This window comes from Nitrospirillum amazonense, from assembly GCF_007828045.1.
GTDB classification, from domain to species: Bacteria; Pseudomonadota; Alphaproteobacteria; order Azospirillales; family Azospirillaceae; genus Nitrospirillum; species Nitrospirillum amazonense_C.
The window spans coordinates 177,868-196,683 of sequence record NZ_VITN01000010.1; the positions used below are offsets into that span (position 1 = coordinate 177,868).

Below are 18,816 nucleotides of genomic sequence, written 5' to 3' on the forward strand. Positions count from 1 at the left end.
GCCGCCGCGGCGCCGGCACATATCAAGGTCAGGGCGGCCAGAAGGATCCGGGGCCTGGGCAGGGGCATGGGATGGGGGCGGGCGGCAGGGTAGGCGGGACGGACGCATTCTACCGTCGCGCCGGCCCCGCCGAAACGGAATTCCCCCTCACCTTAAAGGGATAGCCTCAGCGCTTGAGGTTCACGATGGCCACGCCGCCCAGCGCCATCAGGCCGCCGATGATGCCCATTACGGTCGGCACCTCGCCCAGCCAGACATAGCCCAGCAGCATGGCCAGGGGCGGCGCGCAATAAAGGAAATTGCTGGCCCGGGCGGCGGGCATGCGCGACAGCACGATGGTCCAGGTGGCGTAGGCGACCAGGCTGGGCATGACACCCAGATATAGGGCCGCCATCAGGCCGGGCAGGGGGGCGGTTTGCGCCTGGGCATAGGCGCCGGGCAGCCATGGCGACAGGGCCAGGGCGCCGACCACCATGTTGCTGGCTGAGACGGTCAAAGGCTTGTGCCGGGCGAACAGCGGCTTCTGCACCACGGTGGTGATGGAGTTGCACAGGGCGGCCCCCAGCACCAATAAGGCGCCCCAGCCCAGCTGCAGCCCGGCGCCGCTGCCCACCGCCTCATTCCCCATTGTCTCGTTTAGCGCGATGAGGCCGATGCCGCTGAAGGACACGGCGGTGCCGACCCAGCCCCAGCGGCCGAATCGCTCCCCCAGCAGGAAGGAGGCCAGCACGGCGGTGATGATGGGGTTGATGTTGATGATGAAGGCGGCGGCGCCGGAGGACACCGTGCGTTCCCCCATGTTCAGCAGCGCCGTGTACAACGCCACGAACAGCAGGCCGCCGGTGGCGAAGCGCCACACCTCGCCCAGGCGCGGCAGGGCCGGCCGGCTGATGAGCAGGTAGAGGGCCGCGGGCACCGCCGCGATGGAGAATCGCGCAGCCCCCAGTTCCAGCGGGCCGAAGGCCTTGAGGCCCGCCCGGATGGCGGCGAAGGCGGACGCCCAGATGATGACGGTCACCACCACGATGCCTAGGGTGCCGCCGTCCAGCCGGTTCCCCTTGGAGGGCGCGAGGCCGACGGTTGCGGCGGAGTCACAGGTGGGGGCGAGCGGCGTGGCGGACATCGGGGGCGCTTTCACACGAATGCGTTCACTCGGGGGAGGGGGATACGGAACGACACGGCGTCAGTACGCCCTGGCCACAGCTGATTGACAATCGACGAAATCGGCAGCCAACTGTGAGCATGGATCACAGCTCCCATCCCTTGCCGCCCCTGGACGCGCTGCGCGCGTTCGAGGCTGCGGCCCGCACGGGCAGTTTCTCCGCCGCGGCGGAGACCCTGAACGTCACCCATGGCGCCGTCAGCCGGCAGATCGCCAAGCTGGAGCAATGGCTGGGCCTGCGCCTCTTCCATCGCCAGGCGCGCGGCGTGGTGGTGACGCCGGACGGACAGCGCCTGTTCCAGCGCACCGCCGAGGCCTTCGCCCTCATCGCCGACACCTCCAACCGCTGGACGGAACCCCGGGGGACGGCGGTGGTGCGGTTGACCTCGCTGCCCTCCATCTGCGGGCTGTGGCTCATGCCCCGGCTCGCAGGCCTGGAGGGTAGGGAGGTGGACCCCGGCGGCGCACTCCGAATCTTGCTGTCGGTGGACCACCGCACGCTTGATTTGGCGGATGAAGGCATGGACCTGGCCATCCGCTGCGGCTGGGGCGCCATGCCGGCCCGTGTATCGCTGAAGCTGTTCGAGGAATGGTGCTACCCGCTGGCGGCTCCCGGCTTGGCGGCCGAGATCGGCCAGGGCGATCCGGAACGCCTGCTGGCCTTCCCCCTGATCCACGACTCCGACGCGTCGGGCTGGCGCACCTGGTTCGCGGCCCACGGCCTGGACTATAGGCCGCGCCCGCAGGACCGGCGGTTCGAGGACTACAACCTGGTGCTGGACGCCTGCGTCTGCGGGCTGGGCATCGCCCTGGCCCGGCCGCCGCTGGTGCGGTCCAAGCTGCGCAGCGGCCGGGTGGTGCAGGTGGATCCGCGCACGGCGCTCAACCCCACCAGCTATTGGCTGGACCGCCCGCCGGGACGCATGCGCAACGCCGCCGCGGAACTGGCGCGGCGCATCGCGGCGGAGGCCGAGGTGTCGGTGGAGGCGCTGCAGACCTTCCTGAACCCGGAGACGCCGGAGGGGCATGGCAGGCCCTTCATCCCCTGGACGGCGGCCTGAATGCTGTCTGGATAGGCCAAAACCCCTGGCGCAGCCCACGTAAACCCGGGGCCGCCTCCTGCAATGATGATTGACAGATTGATTGCAGGCGGTATGCATGGCGCGACTTGCGGTGCCGGCATCAGGCTGCGGCGGGGTTTCCCACCGTGGCCCGTGTATGGGGCACGGGGCATCGCACCGGAATTGAGCTTCCAGGGTATTCGCACATGATTCGCGCTTTCGTGTTTCCCGGCCAGGGCAGCCAGGCCGTGGGTATGGGCCGGGACTTGGCCGACGCCTTCGCCACCGCCCGCGATGTGTTCGGCGAGGTGGACGAGGCGCTGAAGCAGAAGCTGTCCGCCCTGATGTTCGAGGGCCCGCTGGACGAGTTGACCCTGACCGAGAACGCCCAGCCGGCCCTGATGGCCGTGTCCGTGGCCGTGGCCCGGGTGTTGGAGAAGGACGGCGGGCTGGATCTGGCCAAGGCCGCCCGCTTCGTCGCCGGCCACTCGCTGGGTGAATACTCCGCGCTCTGCGCCGCCGGGGCCCTGACCCTGGCCGATACCGCCCGCCTGCTGAAGCTGCGCGGGCAGAGCATGCAGCGCGCCGTGCCGGTGGGCGTGGGCGCCATGGCAGCCATCATCGGCGCCGATTTCGAGGCCGCCCGCGCCATCGCCCAGGATGCCGCCCAGGGTGAGGTCTGCGCCGCCGCCAACGACAACGCCCCCGGCCAGGTGGTCATCAGCGGCCACAAGTCGGCCGTGGAGCGGGCCATCGCCATCGCGGCCGAGCGCGGGTTCAAGCGCGCCGTGCTGCTGCCGGTGTCCGCCCCCTTCCATTGCCCGCTGATGCAGCCGGCGGCCGACGCCATGGCCGAGGCCCTGGCCGGCACCGCCATCCAGGCGCCGTGCGTGCCGCTGGTGGCCAACGTCATCGCCAGCACCGTCACCGACCCCGCCGAGATCCGCCGCCTGCTGGTGGAACAGGTCACCGGTTCCGTGCGCTGGCGCGAAAGCGTGCTGTTCATGAAGGAACAGGGCGTGGAACAGCTGGTGGAGCTTGGCGCCGGCAAGGTGCTGGCCGGCATGGCCAAGCGCATCGACAAGGACATGACGGCCGTATCGCTGGGCCTGCCCGCCGACATCGAAGCCTTCCTCAAGGCCTGAGCCTGAACCCCTCATAGAGAACGATAGGGACCATCCCATGTTCGATTTGACCGGCAAGACCGCGCTCGTCACCGGCGCCTCGGGCGGCATCGGCGCCGCCATCGCCCGCACCCTGCACCAGGCCGGCGCCACCGTTGCCCTGTCCGGCACCAAGGTCGAGGCCCTGGAGGCCCTGGCCACCGAGTTGGGCGGCCGCGCCGTGGTCGTGCCCGCCAACCTGTCCGATCCGGAAGCCGTGGAGGCCCTGGCCAAGGACGCGGAGGCCAAACTGGGCCAGGTGGACATCCTGGTGAACAACGCCGGCCTGACCCGCGACGGCCTGATCCTGCGCATGAAGGATGATGACTGGGCGTCGGTCATCGACGTGAACCTGACGGCGGCCTTCCGCCTGTCGCGCGCCCTGGTGAAGGGCATGATGAAGCGCCGCTGGGGCCGCATCATCGGCATCACCTCCATCGTCGGCGTCACCGGCAACCCGGGGCAGGTCAACTATGCCGCCAGCAAGGCCGGCATGATCGGCATGACCAAGGCGCTGGCTGCCGAGGTCGCCTCGCGCAACATCACCGCCAACTGCGTGGCGCCCGGCTTCATCGCCACCGCGATGACCGATGTGCTGCCCGACGCGCAGAAGGAAAAGCTGACCGCCGGCGTGCCGGCCGGTCGCCTGGGCACGCCGGACGAGATCGCGTCCGCCGTGCTCTACCTGGCCTCCACCGAGGCCGGCTACGTCACCGGCCAGACGCTGCACGTCAACGGCGGCATGGCCATGATCTGATCGGGTTCCCGCGGGTCATGGGGGCTTGTCCTTTCGCGACGCGCCCCTAAGTATCGGCGGGGCCCAATCTTGGCGGGGGTGTCCCCCTTTGTTGAGTGTCCAAGGGCCAGCGGGCGCTAGGCAAGATGCGCCTACCTGTGGTATCTGACGGCACTTTTCCAAAGGATGGGCGCTCGAATTCGTCCTGCCGGACGTGCCCACGCCGATCAGAACAAGTCAGTAAACAACCCCAACTTTGAAATTCGGGAAGGTATAGGAAATGAGCGACATCGCCGAACGGGTGAAGAAGATCGTCGTCGAGCACCTGGGTGTGGAAGAGGGCAAGGTCACCGACACCGCCAGCTTCATCGACGATCTGGGTGCCGACAGCCTCGACACCGTTGAACTCGTCATGGCCTTCGAGGAAGAGTTCGGGATCGAGATCCCGGACGACGCGGCGGAGAAGATCCTGACCGTGAAGGACGCCATCGACTTCATTTCCAGCAAGCAGGGCTGATCCCCTACTTTCCCGGGCTTCAGACGCCGCGCCGCCGATACCGCGCTGGCGTGGCGTCTGGAACCGGAAAAGCCCTTGCTGGTTTTTGCGGGGCCTAGGCGAACACCGGATATTGGGATTCCCCACGAATCCGATTCCAGGCCCAACTTTCTTCTGGAACTAGGTACAGGTCTGACCCATGCGTCGCGTCGTCATCACCGGTCTCGGGTTGGTTACCCCTCTGGGAACGGGCGTTGAGCACTCGTGGAAACAGCTGCTCGACGGCAAGTCGGGTATCCGCGCCATCGACACCTTCGACGTGTCCGACCTGCCGGCCAAGATCGGCGGCATGGTTCCCCGGGGCGACGGCACCAACGGCACCTTCAACCCCGATCTGTCGGTCCCGCCCAAGGACCAGAAGAAGATGGACGACTTCATCATCTACGGCGTCGCCGCGGCGGCCGAGGCGGTGAAGGACAGCGGCTGGGAGCCGCAGTCGGAAGAAGATCGTGAGCGCACCGGCGTCATGATCGGCTCCGGCATCGGCGGCCTGTCATCCATCTACGAAACATCGCTGCTGCTGGCCGAAAAAGGCCCGCGCCGCATCTCCCCCTTCTTCATCCCGTCGGCCCTGATCAACCTGGTCTCCGGCCACGTGTCGATCATCCATGGCTTCAAGGGCCCGAACCACTCGGCCGTCACCGCCTGCTCCACCGGGGCGCACGCCATTGGCGACGCCGCCCGCCTGATCATGTGGGATGACTGCGACGTCATGGTCGCCGGCGGCGCCGAGGCCGCGATCAACCGCCTGGGCGTGGCCGGCTTCGCCGCCGCCCGTGCGCTGTCCACCGGCTTCAACGAGACGCCGGAGAAGGCCTCGCGTCCCTACGACAAGGACCGTGACGGCTTCGTCATGGGCGAGGGCGCCGGCGTCGTCGTCCTGGAGGAACTGGAGCACGCCAAGGCCCGCGGCGCCAAGATTTACGCCGAGGTCGTGGGCTACGGCCTGTCGGGCGACGCCCACCACATCACCGCCCCGGCGGATGACGGCAATGGCGGATACCGCTCCATGGCCATGGCGCTGAAGCGCGCCGGCATGACCCCGGCCGACATCGATTACGTCAACGCCCACGGCACCTCCACCCCCCTGGGCGATCTGATCGAGCTGGGCGCCGTGAAGCGCCTGTTCGGCGAGGCGTTGAGCACCGCCTCCATGTCCTCCACCAAGTCGGCCACCGGCCACCTGCTGGGGGCGGCGGGCGCCATCGAGGCGATCTTCTCCGTGCTCGCCATCCGCGACCAGGAAGTGCCGCCGACGCTGAATCTGGACAACCCGTCCGATGAGTGCGCCGGTGTCGACCTGGTGCCGCACAAGTCCAAGAAGCGCCGCGTGCGGGCCGCGCTCTCGAACTCCTTCGGGTTCGGCGGCACCAACGCCTCGCTGATCGTCAAGGAATACACCGGCTCGTGACCGACAAGGTTCCGGCCCCGGGACCCAAATCCCGGCCCGCGTCTTCCCTGGGCCGCCGTCTGTTTCAGGCGGCGGCCTTGGCCGTTCTGGTGTCGGCCGCGCTGGCCTGGGTCGGCTATCACCGCTATGCCGATCCGGGCCCTCTGTCCCAGGACAGCACCGTTATCGTCTCCTCGCGCGGCGGCTTGCAGGCCATGGGGCAGAGTCTGGCTGAGGCCGGTGTGGTGCGTGGCGACATCGACTTCGTCGCGGCTGTGCGTATCAGCAGCGCGCTGGGTGTGGGCAGCCAGGTGCTGAGGCCCGGCGAATACGCCTTTCCGGCCCATGTCTCGCTAAAGGACACGGTTGCCCTGCTGCGCAGCGGCAAGACCGTGGTCCATCGCTTGACCATACCCGAAGGCCTGACCTCCGCCCAGATCGTGGCGCTGATCGAGGCGGAACCCGCCCTGTCCGGCGCCATCACGGAAAAGCCGGCGGAAGGCAGCCTGCTGCCCGAAACCTATTTCTTCGGGCTGAACTATGGCCGCGCGCAGATGGTGGAGCGCATGCAGGCCGCCATGCGCAAGACGGTGGACGAGATCTGGGTCGGCCGCGCGGCGGGTGTCGCCCTGAAGTCACCAGAGGAGATGGTGGCCCTGGCCTCGCTGGTGGAGAAGGAAACGGGCGTGCCGGCCGAGCGGCCGCATATCGCCGCCGTGTTCTACAACCGCCTGCGCTTGGGCATGCGCCTGCAGTCCGACCCGACGGTCATCTATATCCTGACCAACGGCGCCGGGCCCCTGGGCCGCCCGCTGACCCACGCCGATCTGGCGGTGGCGTCACCATACAACACTTATGCCGTGGCCGGCCTGCCGCCCGGCCCCATCGCCAACCCGGGGCGCGAGGCCTTGCGGGCCGTGGCCAACCCGCTGACCAGCGACGACCTCTACTTCGTCGCCAATGGCAGCGGCGGCCACGCCTTCGCCGCCACCTTGGCCGAGCACAACCGCAACGTCGACAAATGGCGCGACCTGCGGGAAAAGGCGCAGCGCTGATGTGCCGTGCCTCAGGCACGGTCTCGCTTGGATGCCCAGAGACATTGGGAATTCGGGCACCAGGTCCTTGGTGGGAACCAAGGGGGGGAGAGTATGGTCCACCACTGCTGCGACCGCATGGCCGGTGATTTGAATCGGTCCTGCAAGGTACACGCGGATCGTTCAGATTGCCCGGACGCCCTTATCAATCAGGTCCGTGGCGGCTATGGCATCATTGTGCACGACGGCGGCAGCAGCGTTGTCGAGATAGCTTTTTGTCCATGGTGCGGAACTAAGCTACCGCCAATTGGCGGTCTGGATCTTCCAAGTCTGCCCAGCGTTGACGAGTAGTCGTCTTTACCCCGCCAGCGCGATGGCCTCATTGCCATAGAGCGCCGACAGCAGGTCGGCGGTGGTGACCATACCCACCAGGCGGCCGACCTCGTCCACCACCATGGCTTCATGGGCGCCGGCGGTCATGGCGGGCAGGATGTTGACCACCGGCGTGGTGGCCAGCGCCGTCACGGCCGGTTGCACCAGGGGACGGATGCCCTGGCGGGCGGGGACGGTGGCGGGCAGGGGCGGGATGACGCCCAGCAGGCGTCCGCCCTCATCCGTCACCGGCACGCTGCGCAGGTGGTAGTCGGCCATCAGGCCACGCACTGTGGCCACCGTGTCCTCTGGCCCCACCGCCACTGGCACGCGGGATCGGATGGCGCCGCAGCGGATGTCGCCGTGCCGGCGCTGGTAGGCGCGCGCCTCCACCTGGCGGAACACGGCGTCCAGATCGTCGCGGTCCACGTCCAGCTGCTCCCCGTAATGGGCCAGCACCTGGTCCAGGTCCTCGATGGTGTAGCCGGCGCTGTTGCGGGCGACCTGCGGCTGGGCGGGCGCCACATGGGGATAGCGGTGGCGGGTCAGGTTGTTGAAGGCCAGGCCCATGGCGATCAGAAGGACCGTGTTCACCGCCACCGGGGTGGCGACGAAGCCGAAGCCCGCCGCCTGGATGGCCGGGCCGCCCAGCACGGCCGTCAGGGCCACGGCGCCCCCCGGCGGGTGCAGGCAGCGCAGGCAGGACATGCCCAGGACGGCCAGGGCCACGGCGCAGGCCCCCGCCAGCACCGGGTCGGGGATCAGCCGCGCGCACAGAACGCCCGCCAGGCCGGACACCACGTTACCGCCGAACACCGCCCAGGGCTGGGCCAGCGGGGTGGCGGGTGCCGCGAACACCAGCACGCTGGAGGCGCCGATGGGCGCCACCAGATAGGGCAGGCCGGCCGCGTTCCCGCCCAGCCACCACCGGCTGACCAGCGTGGTCAGCAGGATGCCCAGCAGGGCGCCGATGAAGATGCGGGCCCGGCCCGACGCCGGCAGGGGCGGCTGGGTGGGGCGGAAGGAACGCAGGTAGGGATGCATGGGGCGGTACAGCCGGCAATTACGCGAATAAAGATGTAGAAAATATCCATCTTACGATGCTTTGATAACACGGGCGCCACGAACCGCAAAGCCGCTGGTCCCATGGAACGCGCGGGCCAGCCGTGCTCCATAAGAAAAAAGCCCATCCCCCGGGAAGGGGATGGGCACGGGCGGACGCTAGGGTAGGGACCGGGTGGATGGGAGCCGCACCCGGGCAGTCAAGGACGCCGCCCGATTTCAAGGTTGAGATGAAGGGATGACGCGGACGGCGCTCAGTTCAGCGGCGTCTGGGCATGGCTGACCGCCGATGCCAGGTGGGCGACGCAGTGGCGGTGGTCGGTGCCGCCGGGGGTGTGGCCCATCTCGGCGCAGGCGCGGGCCTCCGGCACCGGCTGCTGGGCGGCGGCGGCCTGGGTTTTCAGGCTGTCGACGCAGGCGGCGTAGTCCACGTTGGCCGGGGCCAGGCCCAGCGTGTCGCGGCAGACGCGGCGCGCGGCGTCAGTCTGGGCGGCCGTGATGGTGATGGCGGGCACTTGGGTGCTTGCCGTGGCGGTCCCTGCCGTGGCGGTGCCGGACGCCTGGGCGGCGCCCAGGGGAAGGGCCAGGGCGGCCAGAACGGGGATCAGGGCCAGGGTCTTGGTGAAGCGCATGGTTTCCTCCTTGTGATGAATGATGTCGGCTGGGGATCAGCCGTGGCTGACTTGCAGTTTGGCGGCAAATTCCTGGTGGCGGGCGACGGCGCCGTCGTCGATGACCACCCGTTCGCCCTGGCCCCGCCGGCGGTCCATCCAGCCGCTGATCAGCTCAGCGCAGGTATGGTCCATGAACCAGAGGGAGCGCAGGCGCAGGGTGACGCGCTGGGCGGGGGGCAGGCTCTCCAGCGCCTTGGCCAGGCGGGGAAGCTGCACCAGGCTGGCGGAACCGGACAGCACCACCTCCCACTCGCCGGCCTCCTTCTCGCGGGTGACCACCAGCAGGCGCAGGCGGCGCACCTGGGGCAGCAACTCGATGAGGCTGAGGCCCAGGCCCACCAGCACGCCGGTCAGCAGGTCGGTGGCGACCACGGTGACCAGGGTGGCGGCCCAGATGGCGGCCGGCAGGGCGCCGTAGCGTTCGAACAAGTGGCGGGCATGGGCCACGCTGACCAGGCGATAACCGGTGACCACCAGCACGCCGGCCAGGGCCGACATGGGGATGGCCCGCAGCAGCCAGGGCAGCAGGGCGACGGCGCCCAGGATCCACACGCCGTGCAGGATGGTGGAGGCGCGGGTGGTGCCGCCGGCCTGCACATTGGCGGAACTGCGGACGATGACGCCGGTCATGGGCAGGGCGCCGGCCAGGCCGCAGAGCAGGTTGCCCACGCCCTGGGCCGTCAGTTCCCGGTTGTAGTTGGTGCGCACGCCGTCGTGCATGCGGTCCACCGCCGCCGCCGACAGCAGGGTTTCGGCACTGGCGATGAAGGCGATGGCCACCGCCATGACGATCAGCTTGGGCTCGAGCAGGCCGAAGCCGTTGGCGAAGTCGGGCGGTTGGATGGCGGCCCACAGGCTTTCCGGCACCGCCACCTTGGCCACAGGCAGGTTCAGCAGCGTGGCGGCCAGGGTGGCGGCGACAACGCCCACCAAGGCGCCCGGCACCAGGCGCAGGCGCTGGGGCCGCACCCATTCCCATACCAGCATGGTGGTGATGGTCAGCAGGCCGATGCCCAGCGCCGCCTCGGCCGCGTCGCCGCTGAAAGGGAACAGGCCGAAATAGGCGGCGGGCGCGGCCAGGATGTTGGCCAAGCCGCCCGCCTGCGGCTTGGCGTCCAGCATGACGTGCAACTGGCCCGCCACGATCAGCACCCCGATGCCGGCCAGCATGCCGTGCACCACGGCGGGGGAGATGGCGCGGAACCACTGCCCCAGCTTCAGCATGCCGGCCGCCATCTGGATCAGGCCGGCCATGATCAGCACGGGTCCCAAGGTGCCGATGCCGGCATCGCGGATCAGTTCGAAGACGATGACGGCCAGGCCGGCGGCGGGGCCGCTGACCTGCAGGGGCGACCCCGCCAGCAGGCCGACGACGATGCCGCCGATGATGCCGGTGATCAGCCCCTTTTCAGGGGGCGCCCCGGAGGCGATGGCGATGCCCATGCACAGCGGCATGGCCACCAGGAAGACCACGATGGACGCGGGGAGGTCCCGCGCCAGCGTGGCGGGAAAAAAACGCTGCATCATCACGCTCCCTTACTCGGCCGCGGTGACGTGATGGGCGTGCTGGGCGCAGCAGGGGTCGGCCACCACGCGGCGCGTGCCGCGCACGGCCACCTGAAGGGTCTGGTTCTTGTCGCCCACGGGCAGGAACTTCCCCGTCTCGCCATCCAGGGCCAGAATGTGGCCGTTCTCCAGGTCGAAGAACCAGCCGTGCAGGTTCAACTGCCCGGCGGCGAGCTTGGCGGCGACGGAGGGATGGCTGCGCAGGTGGTTCAGCTGCGCCACCACGTTTTCCATGGCCAGCACGCGGGCGGCCTCCGCCTCCGGCAGCAGGCTGTAGGCCTCGCGCAGCACATGGCGGGCGCTTTCGGCGTGGCGCAGCCAGGCGGCCACGTTGGGCATGTCCGCCAGCGCCTCGGGCTTCAGCAGGGCCTTCATGGCGCCGCAGTCGGAATGGCCGCAGACGACGATGTCGTTCACGCCCAGGCCCACCACCGCGTATTCGATCGCGGAGGAGACGCCGCCGTTCATCTGGCTGAAGGGGGGGACGATGTTGCCGGCGTTGCGGCAGACGAACATCTCGCCCGGGCCGCTCTGGGTAATGATCTCCGGCACCACGCGGCTGTCGGCGCAGGAGATCACCAGGGCCTTGGGCTGCTGCCCGTGGTGGGCCAGCTTGCGGTACAGCGACCGCTGTTCGGGGAAGACAACAGATCGGAAGTGCGACACGCCGTCGATGATGCTGTCCATGATGGAAACCCTCGCGTTCAAGTCGATGATCCCCGGCCGGACGGTGGGGGCGAAGGGCGCCTGAAACCACCGTCCCCGTTGGGGGCCATCAAGACTTAAGGCCTGAGTTTTTCCCGGATACGTTTCGATTATGACAAAGTGTGTCTGCCGACCTTTTGCGTCGGATCATCCCGTTTCGGAATCGTAATGATGACCGAAAGCCCGCCCTCCGCCCGGTTGTTCAGGGTGATGGTGCCGCCCTCGCGCGTCACCGCCTGGCGCGCGATGGTCAGGCCCAGGCCGGTGCCGCCGGTCCCCCGGTTGCGGGATTCCTCCAGCCGATGAAAGGGTTCGAACACCGTCTCGAACTGCGCTTCGGGGATGCCCGGGCCATCATCGCTGATGGTGATGACGGCGTTATTGCCCGTGTCGCGCACCGTCACCCGGGCCGTGCCGCCATAGGCGATGGCGTTGTTGATGATGTTGGAAAAGGCCCGGCGCATGCCCAGCGGCCGCAGGGCCAGGGGCAGGCGCTCCGGCCCCTCATAGCTGGCGACATGGCCGGCGTCGGTGGCATTGTCCACCAGGGTGGACAGCAAGGCCGGCAGGTCGGTGCGGCGCGGCTTTTCCGGATCCTCCTCACCGCCCAGATAGTCCAGCAGGTCGTTGACCATGCCCTCCATCTCATCCAGGTCGCTGTCGAAGGCGGCACGGTCCTCGGTATTGGGCAGAAAGCCGGCGCGCAGGCGCAGGCGGCCGATGGGCGTGCGCAGGTCGTGGGAGACGGCGGCCAGGGCTTCCGTCCGGCTGGCGATCAGGCGGTCAATGCGCCGCTGCATGGCGTTGAAGGCCTGGGCGACATGCCGGATCTCCTGCGGGCCCCGCGTGGGGATGAAGACCGGCGGGCCGTTGCCCACCGCGTCCGCCGCCTTGACCAGCATCTTCAGGGGCGATGCCAGGGTCTGCACCAGGAACAGGGCCATCAGCAGCACACCGATGGACAGCAAGGCGATGGAACCCAGCTGGGCATAGATGACCGGCACGGTGGACGGCAGATCGGTGACGCCGAAGCGTAGCGTGCTGCCGTCTAGAAGGCGCACGTCGCCGTCGAACGCCTTCACCGGCGTCCCGGGCCCCGTGCGCAGGCGCAAGTCCATGCCGGCCAGGGCGGCCCGGTGCTCGATCATCTCATGGCGCAGCAACCAGCTGGCGGGGTTGTCGCCCTGCACCTCCCGCGCCTGGGCCACATCCACCCAGGTGAATGTCAGGTAGGGGGAGGAGAGGGAGGAGGCGACATTCCCCCGCCGCGCCGGATCGATGGCGGACAGGACATGGCCCGCCGTCTCCACCTGTTCCGCGATGTGCCAGGTCTGGGTCTCGTCGCCGTAGTGCTGCTCCGCCTGGCCCAGCACGATGGCGTTGCCGATGACGGCCAGCAGCACCGCGCCGAACAGCACCAGGCCCAGCCGGCCGATCAGGCTGCGCGGCCAGAGATGGCTCCAGTGATGGCCCCGGCGATGGATGCCGAGCCGGGTCACAGCGTCGCCACGTCGGCGGTGAAGATGTAGCCGACGCCGCGTATGGTGCGGATCAGGCGGTTCTCATCGCCCAGCTTGCGCCGCAGGCGGCTGACCAGCACGTCGATGCTGCGATCGTTCACCTCGCCCAGGCGGGCGCGGGACAGTTCCAGCAGGCGTTCGCGCCCGATCACGCGCTGGCGGTTCTCAAGGAAGCTGACCAGCAAATCATGCTCCGCCCCCGACAGGTCCACGGCGACGCCATCGGGGTCGGTCAATTCGCGCCGGCGCCGGTCCAGGCGCCAGCCGGCAAAGACCATGACGTCCTGCGGGGCCGAGCCGATGGACCCGGCGCTGGTGCCGTTATTCGCGGCGCGGCGCAGCAGGGCGCGGATGCGGGCCAGCAGTTCCTTGGCGCGGAAAGGCTTGGGCACATAGTCGTCGGCGCCCATCTCCAGCCCCAACACCATGTCGATCTCCTCGCCGTGGGCGCTGACCATGATGATGGGCACCTGGCTGGCCCGCCGCAGATCCCGGCAGATGTCCAGCCCGCTCTGACCCGGCAGCATGACGTCCAGCAATACCAGGTCGAAACTGCCCTGGCCCAGCGCGTCCGCCATCTCGCGGCCGTCGCGCACGCCGATGGCCTCGAACCCGTTTTCCTTGAGCACACGCAATATCAGGGTGCGCATGGCCGGATCGTCCTCGACCAGCAGGATGCGCGCGATGGATAGGCTGTTCATCGGCCTTTAAATAAGGGGCGCGCGCCGCCTTTCCAGGGGCGGATACCAATCCATGCTGCATATGCACAAGATGGGGGGAGCGTCAGCCGCCGCACCAGTCGAAGGATTTGGGCGCCAGGCGCCGGGCGAGATACCCGCCGGCCTCCTGCAGGTTCCACAGATCCGTCTGGTTGTCGGTGTCCCAGGTCCAATAGGCCCAGCCGGCGAAACGCAGGGCGCAGGACTGGCGGAGGATGGAGCGCAGGGTCGTCGCCACCTGGTCCACCGTGGCGATCTCACCCTTGAACGCCCCCGTTTCCGCCAGCACGACAGGCTTGCGCATCCGGTCCGGCGCATACTCCAGCGACGCCATCTGCGCGTCCAGCGTGGCGCCGCTGGCGTGCGGATAGAGATGGATTTCCAGGAAATCCGCCTTGGAGGATTCAATGGCCGACAGGCGGAAGGGCTGGCGCGGGTCGCCCCATTTGGCGTCGGCCATGTACACACCGATATAGCCGCTGCGGTAGACGTCCAGGGGGGAGAAGACGCTGGAGGTGAACAGGGTGGACGGGGCCACGGTCTTGGCCTCCGCGATCACCCCGTCGATCCAGCGCGTGGCGGCCGCATCCGCCAGCCGCTGCCGGCTGGCCGGATCGGCCAGGTCGATGACGCTGCCATCCTCGGCGGTGTAGCGGCCGGTCTCCCTGGAAAAGGGCAGGTCCTTGGACTCGAACCCCAGTTCATTCCATAGATCGACGCAGAAAATGGCGGACAAGAGTTGGGGATCGGCATCCTTGATGCCCGCCAGGAAATCGGCGACGTAGCGGCCGTAGGCATGCGTCAGCCCCCGGCTCAGCAGCAGTTCGTTGATGCCCGAGGTGTTCCGGCGGTCCGGATCGGGAAAGCCGTCGCGCGACACCAGCCCATAGTAGTTGGTGGGCAGCCACTGCCCGGTCGGTTCCACGTATAGGCCGCTGTCCGCCGCGGCACGGATGAAATCGATCACGTTGTCCATGTAGGCCCGGTCCAGCGCGACGGTGCCGGCTGGTCCGGCGATGGCCTCGGCGTCCAGGCGGATGCGGACGAAGTTGTAGCCGTCCTTGGCCATCGCCCGCAGGCTCTGGTGGATGGCGTCCCGATGCGCTGGATAATAGTCGGGATTGAAGCTGATGTTCTTCTGCGTGACGGGGGTGCCGGGCGACACGGCGACCCAGTTGACGCCCTGGGGCACGAAGACTTGTCCGGTGGCGGTCACGAAATGGGGCCGCTGATCCGGGCCGGTCGCCATGGTGATCGCGGGCAGGGCGGCCCGCGCCGCCGGACTGAGCGCCAGCAGCGTGGCGCAGGCCAGGCTGCTGATCGTGTGACGCGCCATCCCCATGTCCCACCCCGCTATGTCCAACCACGCTGCCAGCTGCTGGGGCGGATGGTACGGGGGACGACCGGCGGCGCAAATGGCGACAGTGGGCGGGTAACAAAAAATCACCGAAGGGAAATCCGGGGCGGCGCTCCCGTTCCGGCGGTGTATCCGCCGCGTTACGGTCCGGAGGCCTCAGGCCTTCTTCTCCCAGCCCTTGTCGGTCTGCTGCCAGTAGGTGAGGTCCAGCCCCGCCTCCTTGGCGATCTTCCAGCGCTGGCGGGCGGCGGCCACGGCATCGGGGTCGATGCCGTCGAAGATGTCGCAGACGCGGGTGTATTCGGCCATGCGGGCGCTGGTGGCGCCATCGGTCAGGAACAGCACCTGGGCGTCGTTGGGCCGCTCGTCCACCGCCGTCAGCCAGATGGGCTGGTCGGCGGCGTGGCCGTCCTTGGCCGTGCCGTGGGGCAGGAAGCTGTCCGGCCGCCAGGTCCACAGGTGCTGAGCCAGCTGCTCCGCCCGCTCCTCCACCATCGACAGCACCACCGCCCGCCAGCCGCGGGCCAGCGACCGTTCCAGCAGATCGGGCAAGGTCTGCTCCAAACTGCTGCGCTGCAGGTGGTAGAAGTTGACCTCGGTCATGGGGCGTCCGACAGCAAAGGAAAGGGGCGGCCCGTGACCCGAGCCGCCCCGATCTTACCCTGACTGCGAAGGCTTTTGTCAGCCCTCGTAATAGTCCGCGACCAGCCGGTCCAGCAGGCGGACGCCGTAGCCCGAGGCGCCCTTGGGCACGGTGGCGCCGTCCTTCTTGGTCCAGGCGGTGCCGGCGATGTCCAGGTGGGCCCACGGCACGTCGTTGACGAAGCGCTGCAGGAACACCGCACCGATGATGCTGCCGGCCTTGCCCGGGCTGCCGATGTTCTTCATGTCGGCGACGTCGCAGTCGATGTCCTTGTCATAGGCGGCCCCCAGGGGCAGGCGCCACAGCGTCTCGCCCGTCTTGAGGCCGGCATCGGTCAGGCGCTGCGACAGTTCGTCGTTGTTGGAGAACAGGCCGGCGTGCTCGTTGCCCAGCGAGACGATGATGGCGCCGGTCAACGTCGCCAGGTCGACCATGAAGCGCGGCTTGAATGTCGCCTGGGTGTACCACAGGGCATCGGCCAGGATCAGGCGGCCCTCGGCGTCGGTGTTCAGCACCTCGATCGTCTGGCCGGACATGCTGGTGACGACATCGCCCGGGCGCTGGGCGTTGCCGTCGGGCATGTTTTCCACCAGGGCCACGACGCCGACGACGTTGGCCTTGGCCTTGCGGCCGGCCAGGGCGGCCATCAGGCCGATGACGGCGCCGGAGCCTGCCATGTCCCACTTCATGTCCTCCATCCCGGCGGCCGGCTTGATGGAGATGCCGCCGGTGTCGAAGGTGACGCCCTTGCCCACGAAGGCCAGGGGGGCGGCACCCTTCTCACCGCCGTCCCAGCGCATGATGACCAGGCGCGGCGGCTTGGCCGAGCCCTGGCCCACGCCCAGCAGCGCGCCCATGCCCAGCTTCTTCATCTGCTTCTCGTCCAGCACCTCGACCTTCACGCCCAGCTCGGTCAGGGCCTGGCAGCGCTCGGCCAGGGTCTCGGGATAGATGACGTTCGGCGGCTCCGACACCACGTCGCGGGTGAGGAAGACGCCGTCGGCGATCTTCTCCAGCTTGCCGTAGGCCTTCTTGGCGGCGGCATGCTCGGCCGTGGCCAGGGTCAGCTTCTTCAGCGTCGGCTTCTGGTCCTTCGGCTCCTTCGTCCGGTACTTGTCGAAGCGGTAGGAGCGCAGGCGGGCGCCGTAGCCGACGTTGGCGGCGAAGGTGGCCGGCGACAGCACCAGGCCGTCATGGCCGTCCAGCACCAGGGTGGCGTCGGGGTCGCCGGCGCGGGCCAGGCTGGCGGCCACGGTGCCGCCCAGCGACTGCGCCGTCAGGTCCGTCACCTTCTCGGCGGCGCCGATGCCCACCAGCAGGATGCGCGCATAGTCGGTGCCACCGGGGGCCAGCAGGGTCAGCGTCTCATCCGCCTTGCCGGTGTATCGGCCGGCTTCCATGGCGCGGGCCAGCGCGCCGCCGCTCTTCTGGTCCAACTCGGCGCCCAGGCTGCCCAGGCCGCGGCCCTGTGACACCGTGATGGCCAGGACGCCGGATTGCGGCAGGGCGTTCTGGGCGTAAGCGATCTTCATCTTGCCTCTCTTGGTCGGTCCCTTGGGATCCTTGGAACGGGGGGCGTCTTGGCGCCTGGACCCGTCCGGATGGCTTCGCCCTATGGCGTTGGAAGTCCTATACAGGATTTCTCAATGTTGTACGTCAACGCTCGAAATCCAGACCTTTTGTCCCAGGCGGTTGTTTCCGGAGACGGGAGTCGATAAGAACTGCGTGCCAAGCCTAGTCGGGCGGGGTTCCATGCCGGCTGTCGTCGGCTTGGCGGCGGGGTGTCGCGCCCTGGTTTCGCCAAATTGTGGGGCCCTATAGTGGCCGGGCCGCCGGTGCCTCCCATATGGGGCGCCGCGGTGTCGGATCGGCGGGATGCGCGGGCGCCGTTGTGGCGGGCGCCGGTCCCGCCTTGTGTGTTGTGGAGCACGATGAACCTGATCGGCCGGTATTTGTCGCGCAACCTCGTCGTGGCGATGGTTTTCATCACGGCCGGGTTGTCCTCGACCATCTGGATGACGCAGTCCCTGCGCCTGATCCAGTTGGTGGTCGAGGGCGGGGCGCCGATCAGCATGTTCCTGCGCCTGGCGTTCTCCACCCTGCCGACCTTCCTGGCGCTGGTCATGCCGTGGGGCGTGCTGATCGCTACGCTGTTCACCTATAACCGCCTGACCCTGGACAGCGAGTTGGTGGTCATGCGCGCCGCCGGCATGGGGCCGCTGACGCTGGCCCGGCCCGCGCTGCAGCTGTCGGCCATCGTCCTGTTCCTCTGCCTGCTGCTGAACCTGTTCCTGGCGCCGGCGGCGCAGCGCGAGTTCGTGCGCCTGCGCGAGGAGATCCGCACCGACTATTCCTCCGTCCTGCTGCGCGAGGGCACGTTCAACGACGTGGGCGAGGGCAAGACCGTCTATGTCCGCCAGCGCGGGGCGGAGGGCATGCTGAACGGCCTGATCATCTACGACAACAGCAAGCCGCAGCGCCCGGTGATGACCATCGCCGACCATGGCATCCTGGTGACGGCCGAGGCCGGCCCCCGCGTCATCGTCTACGACGGTGTGCGTCAGGAATACGACCGTGACACCGGCCACGCCTCCAACCTGGAATTCAAGCGCTACACCGTGGACCTGAAGGTCCTGAACGCCGGTGAGGCGCAGCGCTGGCCCGATCCGCGCGAACGGACCCTCAGCGATCTGCTGTTCGATACCGGCAACCCGACCGACACCCAGCTGCGCCCGCGCCTGAACCAGGAGCTGCACCAGCGCTTCGCGACGCCCCTGCTGGCGCCGGCCTTCGCCATGATCGCGTTGACGGCGCTGATGTCCGGCGAATTCTCGCGCCGGGGGCAGGCCCGCCGCATCGCCTTGGCCGTGGTCTTCGGCATGCTGCTGCAGGCGATGATGCTGGGCATCTCCAACCTGGCGGTGAAGACCCAGGCCTTCAATGCCGTGCTGTATGTCGTGGGCATCCTGCCGGTGGCCATCGGCTACTGGTACCTTGAGAATTGGCGGCGTTTGAGCCGGGGCGGGGCGGGCCGGTCCGGCACCCCGCCGGCGGGGCCTCCCGCTACGGGATCCTTGGGCGGAAAGGCGGCCTGAC

General features: G+C 68.6%; 18 protein-coding genes. 8 read left to right on the plus strand and 10 right to left on the minus strand.

From position 1 onward, the window contains the following. Nucleotides 1-166: 166 nt before the first annotated feature. The gene (locus tag FBZ89_RS17095) at nt 167-1,123 is read right to left on the minus strand and encodes a DMT family transporter (protein WP_145751095.1); all 957 of its coding nucleotides are present in this window, start codon (nt 1,121-1,123) and stop codon (nt 167-169) included. Between the two features lie 119 nt (nt 1,124-1,242). On the opposite strand from FBZ89_RS17095, the gene FBZ89_RS17100 reads away from it, so the two are divergent. The 7 genes from FBZ89_RS17100 (at nt 1,243) to FBZ89_RS32065 (ending at nt 7,453) form a co-directional block, all read left to right on the plus strand. Continuing rightward, entirely contained in the window at nt 1,243-2,223 is a 981-nt protein-coding gene (locus tag FBZ89_RS17100; RefSeq protein ID WP_145751096.1) for a LysR family transcriptional regulator, read from the plus strand. A 206-nt stretch (nt 2,224-2,429) separates the two neighbouring features. Continuing rightward, a complete protein-coding gene (gene fabD / locus FBZ89_RS17105; RefSeq protein WP_145751097.1) occupies nt 2,430-3,368 on the plus strand; it encodes an ACP S-malonyltransferase in 939 nt (312 codons plus the stop codon). Between the two features lie 37 nt (nt 3,369-3,405). Then, nucleotides 3,406-4,143, plus strand: coding sequence for a 3-oxoacyl-[acyl-carrier-protein] reductase (fabG, locus tag FBZ89_RS17110; RefSeq protein ID WP_145751098.1), 738 nt, complete (start codon nt 3,406-3,408; stop codon nt 4,141-4,143). A gap of 259 nt (nt 4,144-4,402) precedes the next feature. Continuing rightward, a complete protein-coding gene (locus tag FBZ89_RS17115) occupies nt 4,403-4,639 on the plus strand; it encodes an acyl carrier protein (RefSeq protein ID WP_004272228.1) in 237 nt (78 codons plus the stop codon). 178 nt (nt 4,640-4,817) lie between these two features. After that, complete coding sequence (gene fabF, locus FBZ89_RS17120) at nt 4,818-6,089, plus strand: beta-ketoacyl-ACP synthase II (RefSeq protein ID WP_145751099.1); 1,272 nt, start codon at nt 4,818-4,820, stop codon at nt 6,087-6,089. Continuing rightward, on the plus strand, nt 6,086-7,123 hold the full coding sequence (mltG, locus tag FBZ89_RS17125) for an endolytic transglycosylase MltG (protein ID WP_145751100.1): 1,038 nt from the start codon (nt 6,086-6,088) through the stop codon (nt 7,121-7,123). Before fabF ends, mltG begins: the two co-directional genes overlap by 4 nt. A 93-nt stretch (nt 7,124-7,216) precedes the next feature. After that, complete coding sequence (locus tag FBZ89_RS32065; protein WP_145751101.1) at nt 7,217-7,453, plus strand: DUF6980 family protein; 237 nt, start codon at nt 7,217-7,219, stop codon at nt 7,451-7,453. 6 nt (nt 7,454-7,459) lie between these two features. On the opposite strand, the gene FBZ89_RS17135 is transcribed toward FBZ89_RS32065, so the two are convergent. The 9 genes from FBZ89_RS17135 to FBZ89_RS17175 all read right to left on the minus strand — a co-directional run bounded on the left by FBZ89_RS17135 (nt 7,460) and on the right by FBZ89_RS17175 (nt 17,252). Next, nucleotides 7,460-8,518 carry an HPP family protein gene (locus FBZ89_RS17135; RefSeq protein ID WP_145751102.1) on the minus strand — a complete coding sequence of 353 codons (1,059 nt, stop codon included), beginning with the start codon at nt 8,516-8,518 and terminating at the stop codon, nt 7,460-7,462. Nucleotides 8,519-8,790: 272 nt separating this feature from the next. Beyond that, complete coding sequence (locus FBZ89_RS17140) at nt 8,791-9,168, minus strand: hypothetical protein (protein WP_145751103.1); 378 nt, start codon at nt 9,166-9,168, stop codon at nt 8,791-8,793. Nucleotides 9,169-9,204: 36 nt separating this feature from the next. Further along, nucleotides 9,205-10,737 carry a SulP family inorganic anion transporter gene (locus FBZ89_RS17145; protein ID WP_145751104.1) on the minus strand — a complete coding sequence of 511 codons (1,533 nt, stop codon included), beginning with the start codon at nt 10,735-10,737 and terminating at the stop codon, nt 9,205-9,207. A gap of 9 nt (nt 10,738-10,746) precedes the next feature. Beyond that, entirely contained in the window at nt 10,747-11,463 is a 717-nt protein-coding gene (locus FBZ89_RS17150) for a carbonic anhydrase (protein ID WP_145751105.1), read from the minus strand. 128 nt (nt 11,464-11,591) lie between these two features. Beyond that, the gene (locus FBZ89_RS17155) at nt 11,592-12,980 is read right to left on the minus strand and encodes an ATP-binding protein (protein ID WP_145751106.1); all 1,389 of its coding nucleotides are present in this window, start codon (nt 12,978-12,980) and stop codon (nt 11,592-11,594) included. Beyond that, nucleotides 12,977-13,702, minus strand: a complete 726-nt coding sequence (locus tag FBZ89_RS17160) for a response regulator transcription factor (protein WP_145751107.1) — start codon at nt 13,700-13,702, stop codon at nt 12,977-12,979. Before FBZ89_RS17160 ends, FBZ89_RS17155 begins: the two co-directional genes overlap by 4 nt. An 82-nt stretch (nt 13,703-13,784) precedes the next feature. Continuing rightward, entirely contained in the window at nt 13,785-15,056 is a 1,272-nt protein-coding gene (locus FBZ89_RS17165) for a glycoside hydrolase family 5 protein (protein ID WP_145751108.1), read from the minus strand. 177 nt (nt 15,057-15,233) lie between these two features. Then, nucleotides 15,234-15,680, minus strand: a complete 447-nt coding sequence (locus tag FBZ89_RS17170; RefSeq protein WP_145751109.1) for a DNA polymerase III subunit chi — start codon at nt 15,678-15,680, stop codon at nt 15,234-15,236. Between the two features lie 78 nt (nt 15,681-15,758). Next, on the minus strand, nt 15,759-17,252 hold the full coding sequence (locus tag FBZ89_RS17175) for a leucyl aminopeptidase (RefSeq protein ID WP_145751110.1): 1,494 nt from the start codon (nt 17,250-17,252) through the stop codon (nt 15,759-15,761). A gap of 399 nt (nt 17,253-17,651) precedes the next feature. On the opposite strand from FBZ89_RS17175, the gene lptF reads away from it, so the two are divergent. Beyond that, on the plus strand, nt 17,652-18,815 hold the full coding sequence (gene lptF / locus FBZ89_RS17180) for an LPS export ABC transporter permease LptF (RefSeq protein WP_145751111.1): 1,164 nt from the start codon (nt 17,652-17,654) through the stop codon (nt 18,813-18,815). The last annotated feature ends 1 nt before the right edge of the window (nt 18,816 follow it).

Excerpts from the sequence above, each read along its gene's own strand:
- FBZ89_RS17095 (WP_145751095.1), bottom strand. The coding sequence starts at position 1,123 with ATGTCCGCCACGCCGCTCGCCCCCACCTGTGACTCCGCCGCAACCGTC.
- FBZ89_RS17150 (WP_145751105.1), bottom strand. The coding sequence starts at position 11,463 with ATGGACAGCATCATCGACGGCGTGTCGCACTTCCGATCTGTTGTCTTC.
- fabD (WP_145751097.1), top strand. The coding sequence starts at position 2,430 with ATGATTCGCGCTTTCGTGTTTCCCGGCCAGGGCAGCCAGGCCGTGGGT.
- FBZ89_RS17165 (WP_145751108.1), bottom strand. The coding sequence starts at position 15,056 with ATGGCGCGTCACACGATCAGCAGCCTGGCCTGCGCCACGCTGCTGGCG.
- FBZ89_RS17140 (WP_145751103.1), bottom strand. The coding sequence starts at position 9,168 with ATGCGCTTCACCAAGACCCTGGCCCTGATCCCCGTTCTGGCCGCCCTG.
- FBZ89_RS17170 (WP_145751109.1), bottom strand. The coding sequence starts at position 15,680 with ATGACCGAGGTCAACTTCTACCACCTGCAGCGCAGCAGTTTGGAGCAG.
- FBZ89_RS17145 (WP_145751104.1), bottom strand. The coding sequence starts at position 10,737 with ATGATGCAGCGTTTTTTTCCCGCCACGCTGGCGCGGGACCTCCCCGCG.
- fabG (WP_145751098.1), top strand. The coding sequence starts at position 3,406 with ATGTTCGATTTGACCGGCAAGACCGCGCTCGTCACCGGCGCCTCGGGC.
- FBZ89_RS32065 (WP_145751101.1), top strand. The coding sequence starts at position 7,217 with ATGGTCCACCACTGCTGCGACCGCATGGCCGGTGATTTGAATCGGTCC.
- FBZ89_RS17100 (WP_145751096.1), top strand. The coding sequence starts at position 1,243 with ATGGATCACAGCTCCCATCCCTTGCCGCCCCTGGACGCGCTGCGCGCG.
- FBZ89_RS17175 (WP_145751110.1), bottom strand. The coding sequence starts at position 17,252 with ATGAAGATCGCTTACGCCCAGAACGCCCTGCCGCAATCCGGCGTCCTG.
- fabF (WP_145751099.1), top strand. The coding sequence starts at position 4,818 with ATGCGTCGCGTCGTCATCACCGGTCTCGGGTTGGTTACCCCTCTGGGA.
- lptF (WP_145751111.1), top strand. The coding sequence starts at position 17,652 with ATGAACCTGATCGGCCGGTATTTGTCGCGCAACCTCGTCGTGGCGATG.
- FBZ89_RS17135 (WP_145751102.1), bottom strand. The coding sequence starts at position 8,518 with ATGCATCCCTACCTGCGTTCCTTCCGCCCCACCCAGCCGCCCCTGCCG.
- FBZ89_RS17115 (WP_004272228.1), top strand. The coding sequence starts at position 4,403 with ATGAGCGACATCGCCGAACGGGTGAAGAAGATCGTCGTCGAGCACCTG.
- FBZ89_RS17160 (WP_145751107.1), bottom strand. The coding sequence starts at position 13,702 with ATGAACAGCCTATCCATCGCGCGCATCCTGCTGGTCGAGGACGATCCG.